Origin of the sequence: Acetobacter tropicalis (assembly GCF_030644465.1) — a bacterium.
Classification (GTDB): domain Bacteria; phylum Pseudomonadota; class Alphaproteobacteria; order Acetobacterales; family Acetobacteraceae; genus Acetobacter; species Acetobacter tropicalis.
Window position 1 is genome coordinate 1,392,748 of sequence record NZ_JAUYUW010000001.1, and the last position, 12,356, is coordinate 1,405,103.

General features: G+C 55.1%; 10 protein-coding genes and 1 tRNA gene. 4 read left to right on the plus strand and 7 right to left on the minus strand.

Annotated features, from left to right (window positions below; genetic code table 11):
* Positions 1-31 precede the first annotated feature (31 nt).
* Positions 32-811, plus strand: coding sequence for an acetoin reductase (locus QWU00_RS06200; RefSeq protein WP_035380170.1), 780 nt, complete (start codon positions 32-34; stop codon positions 809-811).
* A gap of 96 nt (positions 812-907) precedes the next feature.
* Here the strand turns inward: QWU00_RS06200 and QWU00_RS06205 are convergent, their stop codons facing one another.
* Positions 908-2,395 carry a sugar porter family MFS transporter gene (locus QWU00_RS06205; protein WP_035380303.1) on the minus strand — a complete coding sequence of 496 codons (1,488 nt, stop codon included), beginning with the start codon at positions 2,393-2,395 and terminating at the stop codon, positions 908-910.
* A 405-nt stretch (positions 2,396-2,800) separates the two neighbouring features.
* Between QWU00_RS06205 and thiC the strand changes: the two genes are divergently transcribed.
* Positions 2,801-4,666 (plus strand): phosphomethylpyrimidine synthase ThiC, encoded by a 1,866-nt coding sequence (gene thiC / locus QWU00_RS06210; protein WP_052051351.1) that lies wholly within the window; start codon positions 2,801-2,803, stop codon positions 4,664-4,666.
* 106 nt (positions 4,667-4,772) lie between these two features.
* Here thiC and QWU00_RS06215 read toward each other — a convergent pair whose 3' ends face one another.
* The 6 genes from QWU00_RS06215 to QWU00_RS06240 all read right to left on the minus strand — a co-directional run bounded on the left by QWU00_RS06215 (position 4,773) and on the right by QWU00_RS06240 (position 10,896).
* Positions 4,773-6,677 (minus strand): toll/interleukin-1 receptor domain-containing protein, encoded by a 1,905-nt coding sequence (locus tag QWU00_RS06215; protein WP_035380172.1) that lies wholly within the window; start codon positions 6,675-6,677, stop codon positions 4,773-4,775.
* Between the two features lie 47 nt (positions 6,678-6,724).
* Positions 6,725-8,653 (minus strand): hypothetical protein, encoded by a 1,929-nt coding sequence (locus tag QWU00_RS06220; RefSeq protein ID WP_035380174.1) that lies wholly within the window; start codon positions 8,651-8,653, stop codon positions 6,725-6,727.
* 373 nt (positions 8,654-9,026) lie between these two features.
* Positions 9,027-9,117 (minus strand) — tRNA-Ser (locus tag QWU00_RS06225).
* A 65-nt stretch (positions 9,118-9,182) separates the two neighbouring features.
* On the minus strand, positions 9,183-9,845 hold the full coding sequence (locus QWU00_RS06230) for a phosphoribosylanthranilate isomerase (protein WP_052051352.1): 663 nt from the start codon (positions 9,843-9,845) through the stop codon (positions 9,183-9,185).
* Complete coding sequence (pyrF, locus tag QWU00_RS06235) at positions 9,845-10,549, minus strand: orotidine-5'-phosphate decarboxylase (RefSeq protein WP_006559656.1); 705 nt, start codon at positions 10,547-10,549, stop codon at positions 9,845-9,847. The genes QWU00_RS06230 and pyrF overlap by 1 nt, the downstream gene beginning before the upstream one ends.
* Entirely contained in the window at positions 10,549-10,896 is a 348-nt protein-coding gene (locus QWU00_RS06240) for a lipopolysaccharide assembly protein LapA domain-containing protein (protein ID WP_035380176.1), read from the minus strand. Before QWU00_RS06240 ends, pyrF begins: the two co-directional genes overlap by 1 nt.
* A 206-nt stretch (positions 10,897-11,102) precedes the next feature.
* Between QWU00_RS06240 and QWU00_RS06245 the strand changes: the two genes are divergently transcribed.
* Positions 11,103-11,609 (plus strand): protein-export chaperone SecB, encoded by a 507-nt coding sequence (locus tag QWU00_RS06245; protein WP_006559654.1) that lies wholly within the window; start codon positions 11,103-11,105, stop codon positions 11,607-11,609.
* A 57-nt stretch (positions 11,610-11,666) separates the two neighbouring features.
* A complete protein-coding gene (locus QWU00_RS06250; RefSeq protein ID WP_035380179.1) occupies positions 11,667-12,329 on the plus strand; it encodes a hypothetical protein in 663 nt (220 codons plus the stop codon).
* Positions 12,330-12,356 lie beyond the last annotated feature (27 nt).

Below are 12,356 nucleotides of genomic sequence, written 5' to 3' on the forward strand. Positions count from 1 at the left end.
GGCTGCACAGTGCATCAGAGAAAGCAAACACATGTCTCTTTCAGGTAAAATCGCCATTGTGACAGGTGCCGCGCAGGGTATCGGGCGTGGCATTGCCCTGCGCCTTGCCAAGGATGGCGCGGATATTGTTCTGACCGACCTCAAAAAAGACAAGCTGGCCACCGTAGCCGCAGAAATTGAGGCATTGGGCCGCAAGGCGCTACCTCTGACTGCGGATGTCAGTGACCGCGCGCAGGTTTTCTCTGTGCTGGAACAGACCTCTCAGGCTATGGGGCACGTGGATATCATGGTGAACAATGCCGGTATTGCGCAGGTGCGCTCCCTACTGGAGGTGACGCCGGAAGAAGTGGACACCATTTTCCGCATCAATGTGCAGGGCACGTTGTGGGGTATTCAGGCTGCCGCAAAAACCTTCAAAGCCCAGGGCACCCCCGGCAAGATTATCAATGCCTGCTCCATTGCTGGGCACGAAAGTTTTGCGTTCCTGGGCGTTTATTCCGCCACCAAATTTGCCGTACGCGCGCTGACACAGGCTGCCGCCAAGGAACTGGCCTCCTCCGGCATTACCGTGAATGCCTACTGCCCCGGTGTGGTGGGCACGGATATGTGGACGGAAATTGACCGCCGCATGGCGGAGGAAACAGGTGCCCCGGTAGGCGAGACCTACAAAAAATACGTAGAAGGCATTGCACTGGGCCGCGTGGAAACGCCGGAAGACGTTGCCGCCTTTGTGGCTTACCTGGCCAGTGCGGATTCCAATTACATGACAGGCCAATCCGTCATGATTGATGGTGGCCTAGTGTACCGCTGACGCGACCACTCAAGCCGGAAAGCCACCTGCGCCCCATAAAAAAGGCTCTCCGAAGAGAGCCTTTTCTGCACATAACACGTCCTGAACCAGGCTGCGTCAGGCTGCGGAAGACACACCCGCCTCTTCCTCTTCTTCCTCATCATAGGAGCGGATACGCGGGTCTTCACCACGGCGGGGGGTGAATTCTCCACGCCGCAGGGCTGTCTCAATATCTTCCAGTGTGGCTCCGGCCGTTTCTGGCACAAAGAAATACACAAAGATCACAGATGCCAGATTGACCCCCGCATAGACCCACATGGTGCCCCCCAGTGTCACCAGATGCACCAGGGTCAGTGCGGTGGCAGTTACCAAAAGGTCAGCCCCCCACAGCACGGCGGCATGCACACTGGTTGCCGCAGCCCGCATGGGGAGCGGGAACAGTTCGGCCCCCAGCAACCAGCCAACCACCTGAATGCCGCCTGCATTGAACATCATGAACAGCAGCATGAAGACAATGGTCACCCAGCTTCCAACGCTGCCTTTATCCGGATGGATGGCGAACATGATACCCAGCCCGATCAGGCTGATAACAGAGCCCGGTCCCATGATCAGCACCAGACGGCGGCGCCCAATTTTATCCACAAACAGGCAGCCCAGCAGGGTCATGACCAGATAGACAATGGAAATGCCAAGGCTGGCCAGCAGGGCGGCTGAATTGCCGAACCCGGCATCAGACAGAAAGGTTGGGGCGTAATAGATCATCATTTCCAACCCCCCTGCCTGTGTGAAGAAGGCAATACCCAACGCGGCAATCAGCGCAGGGCGGGCAAATGGTAGGAAAAGACCTTTCCAGCCCCTTTCATCCTCATCCATGCTGGCCGTGTTTTCATGAATTTCACGGATCTCACGCCGAATGGCCTTGCGGGAAGTCCGCACACGGCTCAACTGCTCAACTGCGGAAACAAGACCCTCATTTTCCGCCGTCCAGCGCGGGCTTTTGGGCAGAAAGAACATGCAGACAAACACAAAGGCCGCAGGTAGAGCCGCCACAGAGATCATGGGCCGCCATCCCCAGGCATCACGCATGGCAAAACCCACAAGGTTAGCCAGAAAAATGCCAACCCCAATGGCAACGTTAAACAACGTCACCAGATTACCACGTTTGCTAGCAGGGGCCAGTTCCGAAATATAGGTGGGCACCACCTGCGTAGCTCCCCCCACCGCCAGGCCCAGAAAAACGCGGGCAATAATCAGGCTGTTCATGTCTGGCGCATAGGAGCATGCAAGCGCCCCCACCACAAAAACCGCGGTCACCACCATAACGGTGGCCCGGCGGCCAAAACGCTCGGACAGATAGGAGATGCTCAGCGCACCCAGCACCGCACCCACAAGAATGGCAGATGTCACCATTTCTTCCTGACCAGAAGTCAAATGAAAGTCTTTGGTGATAAGAAGAAGAGCACCGGAAATAATACCAGTGTCATAACCGTATAACCCACCGCATATGGCAGCAACAAAAGCCGCTATCCACAAGACACGATGGGCGTTTGGCGAAATCTCAACATTCGCAATTGCTTCTTGAGCACGTTTCTTTTCTGCTTTCATGGCACCATAATGCCACAATGTGGCAACGGTTGCATAGAAATTACATTTTTTTATTAAATATGTTACAGTGGCGTGTTTGAATCTCTTCTACTCCCTGTTCCGCACACACGGAGAATTATGAGGGCAGCGTGCCCTGTAGTCCCGAATTTCCTTGACAGGAAAACGCGAAAAGCTATCTCATTCCTCATACCAAGGGGGGTTCCGGCAAGGAACTGAGAGGCCACTGTGTTCTGGCAACAGAGCAACGGCGTGGCGACCCTGCCGCCAGCATGCATGATGCCGCTGGCGGGGAACCTGATCCGGCTAATACCGGCGGAGGGACTGGTGCAAAAGAAGAGCGCGCGAACTCCCTACATCCGTGGAAGCCTCTTCTGCCCCCGTCCTCCTCTGGCTGAGGAGAGAGTTATGACCCAGGCCACAACTTCAGAACGTACCCATACCGGCAACCCACGCCCGGCCAACACAACGGCACCCGCACCGGGCCATGTGACCACCGGCCCCATTCGGGGGTCGCGCAAAGTGTATTCCAGCCCGGAAGGCCACGCGGACATTCGCGTGCCATTCCGTGAAATAGCACTTGATCCTTCCGCTAATGAACCGCCACTGCGCGTGTACGATACCTCCGGCCCCTACACAGACCCGGAAGAGCAGATTGACGTGCGGCAGGGCCTACCCAAAGTGCGCACCCCTTGGCTGGCCCGTCGTGGCTTCAGCCCCATTGCCCCGCGTGAAGTGCGCCCCGAAGACAACGGCAACGCTTCTGGCGATCATCTCGTCGCCCCCTGTCCTGCTCCGCACCGTGTGCTGAAGGGGGCTGATGGCCAGATGGTCACGCAATATGAATTCGCAAAGGCCGGGATCATCACGGAAGAGATGATCTATGTGGCGCACCGTGAAAATCTGGGCCGCCTGAAAGCAGCGGAAGGTGCAACAGAACGCCTTCAGGATGGCAATTCCTTTGGCGCAGCACTGCCCGAATTTGTCACCCCGGAATTTGTGCGTGAAGAAATTGCCCGCGGTCGCGCCATTATTCCCGCCAACATCAACCACCCGGAACTTGAACCCGTTATTATTGGCCGCAACTTTCTGGTGAAAATAAACGCCAATATCGGCAACTCCGCCGTCACGTCCTCCGCAGCGGACGAAGTGGAAAAGCTGGTGTGGTCCATCCGCTGGGGTGCGGATACGGTGATGGATCTTTCAACGGGCCGCAACATCCACAACATTCGTGACTGGATTCTGCGCAACGCCCCCACCCCCATTGGCACCGTGCCGCTGTATCAGGCACTTGAAAAAGTGGGCGGGGATGTTGCGAAACTGAACTGGGACGTGTTCCGTGATACGCTGATTGAACAGGCGGAACAGGGCGTGGACTACTTTACCATCCATGCCGGTGTACGCCTGCAACACGTGCCGCTTACCGCCAACCGCGTAACGGGCATTGTCTCCCGTGGTGGGTCCATCATGGCAAGCTGGTGCCTGAACGGCCACCGTGAGAGCTTCCTGTATGAGCATTTTGAAGAAATCTGCGATATCATGCGGGCCTATGATGTTTCGTTCTCGCTTGGCGATGGCCTGCGCCCCGGCAGCATTGCCGATGCAAACGACGCCGCACAGTTTGCCGAACTGGAAACACTGGGCGAACTGACACAGATCGCCTGGGCAAAAGGCTGTCAGGTAATGATCGAAGGGCCGGGCCATGTGCCCATGCACAAGATCAAGGAAAACATGGACAAGCAGTTGCGGGAATGTGGAGAAGCCCCGTTCTACACGCTTGGCCCGTTAACCACGGACATTGCACCGGGGTATGACCACATTACCTCCGCCATTGGGGCAGCCATGATCGGCTGGTTTGGCACCGCCATGCTGTGTTACGTCACCCCGAAGGAGCATCTGGGCCTACCAAACCGGGATGATGTGAAAACTGGTGTCATCACCTACCGTCTTGCAGCCCACGCGGCGGATCTGGCCAAAGGCCACCCGGCCGCCAAACTGCGGGATGACGCCCTTAGCCGCGCACGCTTTACCTTCCGGTGGGAAGACCAGTTCAACCTCTCGCTCGATCCGGATACCGCCTGCGCCTATCACGATGAAACCATGCCGCGCGAAGCGCATAAAACAGCGCATTTCTGCTCCATGTGCGGGCCGAAATTCTGTTCCATGCGGATCAGCCAGGACCTGAAGGAAGACGCAATCAGGCTGGCCGGCATGGAAGAAAAAACCAAGGAATTCCGTGAAGCTGGCGGAAAAGTTTACGTCCCAGCAGAATAACCAGCTCTTTCTCACCCGGTCCGCCGGGTGAGGAGTTTTTGCGCTGCAGTGCGATATGATAAAGCCTTCAATGCTCTATCATATCGCCTGAGGCATAGTGGTTAGATCAACGAATATCGCGTAGCCTCTTCATCATCTGTCCACTCTGGAATGATGCACTAATGGGCGCAACCAGTTGCGCGATTTCTTCCGAACTCGGCGGTCGCATATTTGGAATCAGCAATTCCAGAGCTTGCTCATAAAAACCGTCTGTCTGCTGCAGAAGGGCCTGCACATCGACAGCGGACATCTGGTTCGGCAAAAAAGCACGTAGATCCCTTAGGATTTCAAATCTCTGCCCTTGTGACGTATTACCCAATAGCGCCAACAAAGATGCCTGAGATTGTGGCTTCCCCAGATTGGGCCGTATGGTGGAAACTGCATTTTCCCAGAACCCTTCCATACCTTCCAGAACAGGCACCATCTCCGTGCCTTGCAATCCCTTTTTCATATGGGAAGCAACAGCTTTCAAGGCGTTAATTCTATTTCCCTGCTCCGTGCCGTCAAGCAGACTGGCCATATCCGTAGGGGATACATCACGCTCCAGCCGCCGGGCCATAAACTCGATTGCGGAGCTTCTAAAACCCTCCATGCCATCAAGAAGTTTATTAACATCCGTTACGGTCATTGTTTCAGGCATTGCTACAGACAGAGCCTTCAACCCCTGAAAACGGTTTCCCTGCTGGGTTTCTCCAAGCAGACGCGCAAGATCCGCCGGAGCCACAGGTTTTGCGAGCTTGGACGATATCTTCTCAAGACCCTGGGTCCAGAAGCCTTCAGTACCACGCAGAATCCGCAAAGTCTGTTCTGTAGTCAGCGGTGTCTGGATATGGTCATTCAGCTTGCTGATAGCCTGATAACGATTTCCCTGTTCCAGCCCTCCCAACAAAGCGATCACCTCATCTCCACCAATGGAATCGGGTAGATACTGATCCAGCACCTCAATGCTGTTTTCGCGGAAATTATCAGTGGATTGCAGAAAAGACAAAGCAACTGTTACCGGTATAGGGGCCTGCACGGACGGCACCAGCATGCGGATAATCTGTGAGCGACTTCCTTCACGCGTGCCATGCAAAAGCTGCGTGACCTGATCATAAGAAAGCTTGCCGTCACTATCCGTCAGCCCCCGTTCAATAGCAGAAGCTCGCATATTCGGATCAATACTCGCCAACTGCTTCACCAACGGTGCAAGATCTGCGTTATCTTTCTGGCTCACGGAAGAAGGCATTTCAGCTGGCTGTGCAGGCGCGGGAAGTGGCGTAGGTGCGGCAGCCTGAACGGGCGGTGAGGGTACCTCTTCTCTCTTCACAGTAGGAATCTGTGGAGCTGGCGTGGCTTTTTCAGAGCCAGAAATAGACTTCGTTTCTTCCTGATGCGAGGAGAAAGACGCTATTTTAGGGGCATCAGACACCACCGGCACAGCAGAAGATGACATTGCAGCAGGTGCGCCGGACGGTTTATGCAAAAAGACCGAAGCGCCAATCCCTGCGGCAATAACAACAGCGGCCCCGCCTCCCAGAAGGAGAGTCCGCGTATTCCGTTTAGAAGGAGAACCTTCTGCCTCTACTACCGGCAAGCCTGCCTGTCTGCGTAACGCATCACACAGCCGATCCAGGGCATCCCCATAATTACGGAACAGATCAATAAACTGGGCATTGGTCATCTGGTACTCAAATGCCCCTGTCGGTAAAATATCTTCAATACGTGCCGGGATAACGGGTTTATTCCGTAAACTGGCAAGAGCCAGCTCCTTGGCTATTTCCTTTGAACGATTGGCGTTTCCGCTAAACAGAAGGAGCATAGCCACAGAACGCTCCATCGCATTGACAATGGCACTTTGGTAATCTTCTCCCGGTAAAATATCCCGGCAGCTCATCCAACATTTCAAACCACGTTTTTCAATGTCATTTACAAGCTTTTTTGCAAAATCTTCATCTTTTGAAGAATAGCTGAGAAAAACAAGACCATTCATAATTTTCTGCCTATCTATCATCTGTAATGATACGTTCAAAAGGGAGTTCAGCCCATCTTGGCCGTGATGGGACGGCTGCGATGCGCCTGAACCCACGTTGCATTCTCTGCCAGAGATTCTTTTCCCAGTGTGATCATGAGTGCATTCCACTCATCATCCAAAACCTTTCGGTCCTCTTCATGGGCCTGTGCCAGCGCGTGCCTGATTCCGCGCGCCTGATGCTCCGCGTGCTCAAACACGCCTGCCGCCTGATCATAAGCGTGAATATGTTCCTCCAGCAGACGCATTTCCTGAAAGGTCAGAAAAAAAACGAGGATAGCAGGCAGAACACCAATCAATACGGAAGGAAGTTCACGCAGGGATTCCGGCACGCTTTCCGGCAATGCCCCACCACATAAAAGCTGAGCAAGCGCCAGCGCAGCGATACAGATACACAGTACCCCTATGGTCGTGTGAATCATCATCTTCAGACGACTAGCCATTTTCTCATACGATTTGAGACGATTCTGGAAATAGTTCCTCTGGCCATCCATCCATATGTGCGTAATGGCCTTGCGTGGTGTTTGTTTGTGCATCAATGCAGCAGCCATCGCCCATAGGGACGGCCCTCGCAAGGCCAGACGAATCCAACCCAGTTCACCTTCATGCTGCCGTAGATAATTATCTGATACAGAGAGAGGAAGCTGTGAAGCAGACCAGTAAAACTGCACACGCAAGGCTTCGGCAAGAGCACGATGATCCTGATAAAGCTCCTGCCATTTTCCAGGTTTTACGCGAATATTGTAATACAGAAACGCCAAGCCAAGCACAGCAGCATAAGCAAGCAGCAGGCCTACGGGTTTTCCATATTCACAATAGGTTTCAAAAAGTGAAACACCTGTCGGAATAGCAAGTGCGAACCAGAACAATGCGCCCAATTGCCTCCTGCCTTCCGTACGGGCGCGCGGCCGCATGCCTGGCACCCAGTCCCCCAACAGCTTTTGCTGTGAAATAAAAGACAGCGTATCTGCTTGACCAAAGAGTGTCCTTACTCTCTCAAGGTCAGGTTGGGTTTCCTCTTCAAGCCCAAGATAGACCCCACTGGTCATGCATAATCTGGCGTGCGTCTGGCCGGTGTGCTGCAAGGCATTGCTGGCCAGCACAACCGCATCAAAATCCTTGGGGGCCAGAAGCTTTAAAGTCTTTTCCCACTCGGCGGGTGTTAGTCCGGACGGAAGGGATTGCCAGCAATACCTCACATCATGTTTTTTGTATTTACGGGTCAGATCGTCCGCGGGCATATCACTCCACCACCGCGCCATTCCCGCTGTTTCAGGCTCCGGGTTGGAATCTGTCGCCCGGGGCGTATGCAGGTGGAGAACCGGACCGCAGCGCGCCAGTTCCAGACGTGGAAGACGCTCCGCGAACAGACGGCTACCTGTTACACTGGCAGCAGCAACTTCAACATATTCACCATGCGTCCGGATAGCTACGGTATGAGCGGTTCCACCACGCCCTGCTCGCCGAGGGCGGCCGGGTCGTTGCTCAGCAGAATCATTATCCTCTCCATTCCATAGCGCCAGCAGGATATGGCTTTGCCGACTCAGGAGAATGGCAAGTTGCTCATATTGCAGAACATCTTCTGCCGCCGGATCACCATTAGCGGCCTGAACGGGCGGTAGAGTAAACCGCAAACTCACGTTATCACCGGCATATAAACGGTCAAAACGCTCACGAGCCTCAGGTACCATGGTAAAACGGTAAGCCTCTATGGGCATAGGCAGAATACAAACCACCGGAATACCAAGCTGGGCAGCAATATCTGCCACTTCCTGATCCGCGCCTTCAGCTAATGCAGTCATCACTTGTAAATGAGTAGGATAAAGTGCCTGCAAGGCTCTCAGCACGCAAGAAATATGCTCCCGCAACGGTGCAAGCGCCTGAGGATGAATGTTCCGATGGCCTGAAACACCAACAAGAATAGGGAGAGCAGGCATGTGTTCTATTCTTTCCTTAAATATATCCGAACATGCAAATGACACGCGCCGTAATAGAGAATAATGCGCTTTGCATCCTTATCAAAACACAGCATCGGATGTTAGTGGTTCTCGCGCTTTTTCGAGGAACATCCGGCCTGTACAGACAAAGGCTGCCCCAGAACAGAAACAAAATCTGCACATAAAAGCTAAGAAAAATGAAATTTTTGTCTGAAAATAACAGAATGGACGACACAAACTATTCTGATTACTGTTGCCCCACCCCCACAGGTGACTGCAGCTGTAACGGAACAAGGTCCAGCGAGACATCCGTATAGAAGCTTCGAGCGTGTTTACGCTTGCTTAAAAGAGTTACTTTTTGGGAATCGCATCGTGGCGGAGAGAGAGGGATTCGAACCCTCGGTACGCTATTAACGTACACACGCTTTCCAAGCGTGCGCCTTAAGCCGCTCGGCCATCTCTCCGGCGCGGGTGTGGTAATAGCAAGATCAGCGAAACTGGCAAGAGGAAATTCTCCCCCTCGCACGTTTTAAACGGAAAAATGTGGTTTCCGGGCGTTCTGGATGAAGCGTTTTATGGCCTCGGGGCTTTTAACGCCCGGTGCGCTTTCCACACCGGACGAAACATCCACGGCTGGCGCACCCGTGAGAGTCACGGCCTCTTCCACGTTTTCCGGGTTCAGCCCTCCCGCCAGCATCCACGGAAAAGGCGGATGCCAGCCGTGCAGCATGGACCAGTCCAGCTTTTGAGCGTTGCCACCCGGCCGGGTAGCCTGTGCGGGCGGCTTTGGCTCGATCAACAGTCGGTCAACCAGGCAACCTGTCGGGAGTTCCGCGCGGCTGGACACAGGTTGGGAAAGCCAGACCGGCACGCCCAACCGTTGGCTGAGTGCCAACGCCCGCTCCGGTGAGGCATAAAGTTGCAGGATATCCAGCTTCACACCATCCAGCACACGGGCCAGCGTGTCATCGTCTGGATGCACAAACAGCCCCACCCTTTTGGGACCACCTGCATGCCGACGGGAAAGGCGGTCCGACTGCTGGGGCGTGATATTGCGGGGGGAACGCTCAAAGAAGACAAAGCCGATCCAGTCGGCTCCGTGCTCTACGCAGGCATCAAAACCCGCTTCCTCTGTCAGACCACAGATTTTCACGCCCCGATGCGGCATCGTGTCTCCCGGCGGTTGCGCCATTACCCAGCCAGTTCTGCCGCGATTGCCGCTGCCGCTGCGGCCGGGTCAGCCGCCTGCGTGATAGGACGCCCGACCACAATCCAGTCTGCCCCGGCCTGACGCGCTTCACCAGGCGTCATGACGCGTTTCTGGTCCCCTGCCTGACTCCCCGCTGGGCGGATACCCGGCGTTACCAGCAAAGGAGCATCTCCCAACGCATCACGGAGGGGCGCAATCTCATGGGCTGAGCAGACAAGCCCGTCTATCCCGGCCTGCATGGCCAGTTTCCCAAGACGCAGAACCTGTGCCCGCGCGCCATCCGTCACACCCGTTTCTGCCAGAGCGTGGTCATCAAGGCTGGTCAGCACTGTTACAGCCAGAAGGGCTGGCCGAGCATCGGCCGGGAACGCTTCATCACACGCCTGCCGCGCCGCTTCCATCATGGCCCTGCCGCCTGATGCATGCAGGGTCAGCATTCTGGGCCGCAGGTAAGACAATGCCCGAACAGCGGCACCCACCGTATTGGGGATGTCATGCAGTTTCAGGTCCAGGAACAAAGGCGTGCTGCCCGCAACATCCGCGACAGCCTGAAAGCCCGCCGCATAGGCAAACTCCAACCCCAGTTTGACAGCCCCGGCAGAAGGACCAACCGCCTGCGCCCATGCTTTGGCTGTGGCGGGGTCCTGTGTGTCCAATGCGGCAATAAGCCCGGTTTGACGTGCCATTAAATAGAATCTTCAGAAGGAGGAGGAATAACGGCGGCAGTCGGTATGCCCTGCGGATGCTCCACCACGTGGGTCGCGGCAGAGGCCGCCTGCACCTGGGCAAGCTGGGCTTCAAGCTCACGCACCCGTTGTTCAGCCTTGCGCGCCCGGCGGCGCTGCACAAGTTCAGCCGCCCAGAGGCAGAAAGCCCCCATGATAAAGGCGACGGCAGCGACAATCAGCGCCAGAACACCTGCAGAACATTTCCAGCTATATGTGAGCAACCACATATCCAGCGGGTCCTGATTACTGGCGCTGAAGACAACAAGCGCCAGCAAAAACGGGATAACAACAGTCAGTCTGATCATGGTTTTGTGGTACCCTCACGTTGCTGGAAGAGCAAGGACTATCAAGGCTCCGCCATGACCCGCCCGCCTGCGCACAGGACAAAACACCAAGGTGGGGTCTCGCACATCCAGAGCTAATCTGTTACTGCTGCCAGACATATCAGTCACTGAAATTTTCTTTCGCATTCAGCTTTAAGCCAAACAATCATAAGGAGTTCCTGCCCCACATGTCCGATCATAACGAACACACGATAGACTCCGTTGATGGCGGCATGAATACGGGCCGGGGCAATCCCACCATTCTGATGGGCATACAATACAGCAAGACCGTCACCTTCCAGACGGTCAACGCGCCGGCTGTTTACATGCGCGCCCAGGAACGCCCGCACATTGCCATCGCGGTTGATGTCCGCGCCCACCAGTTGGGGGAAAACCAGCCGAACTTTGAGGTGGAGCTTGTTCTGCAATGCCGTGGCCAGACTGCGGCCGGTAATAACGGCGAACAACCCACACCCTTGTTTGAAGCCAGCCTGACCTACGCTGGTCTCTTTACGCTGCAGAATTCCACCGCAGAAACCTTTGAGCCGCTTCTTCTGATAGAAGCCCCGCGCCTGCTGTTTCCGGGTGCGCGCCATGTGCTGGCGACCCTCAGCCGTGAAGCTGGCTTCCTGCCCGTTGTGATTCAGCAGATTGATTTTGCGCAACTGTGGCGTAACCGCCGCGCAGAAGTCTGAGCCTTTTCCTTCCTTAATGCCCCGGCGGTTTTTGTTCAGTATCCGGAAAACAGTGTGATGACAGTAGCCCAGTTCCCCCCTCTGTGGCAGGCGTTTGACCCTGTCTGGTACCGGCAGGAATACAAGGACGTGCTGGGCGATGCCGCCACACTCTCGGATGAGGATCTGGCCATATGGTATCAAAGCCAGGGCGCGTTTTCCGGCCATTCCCCCAACCGCTATTTTGATGAGGAATGGTACAGGCGGAACTGCCGGGAAGCACAGGAAGCCCTTGCCTCTGGCCAGTATCGCTCCGGTTTTGAACATTACTGTCAGATAGGGTTCAAAACACAGTCTCCACACTATCTGTTCTCTGAACGCTACTATACCACCCGCTTTGCAGACGCGAACGCGCAGGCGCTGGCCAGCCAAGGTTTTGCCAACGGGTATGATCATTATCTGCGCGTAGGAGATCAGGAAAAACGATCAGGCCATTTATTCTTCAATCCTGATGTCTATCTTCAAAACTGCCCTGCGGAAGCTTCAGATGAGCCTCTGCCCCCTTTCCGGCAGTTCCTGCACACAGACAGAACCCTGCCGAACCATGTTGTTCTTTCCGAGCATTTCAACCCCGAATGGTATGCACGGATGAACCCCAACGCGGTGATGATGGTTGAGTATGGCTACATGCCCAACGTGCTTTATCAGTTTCTGGCAGACTTCACGCCAAACGGGTTCTGACCTTTTCTCTCCGCCCTATTCGTGGGA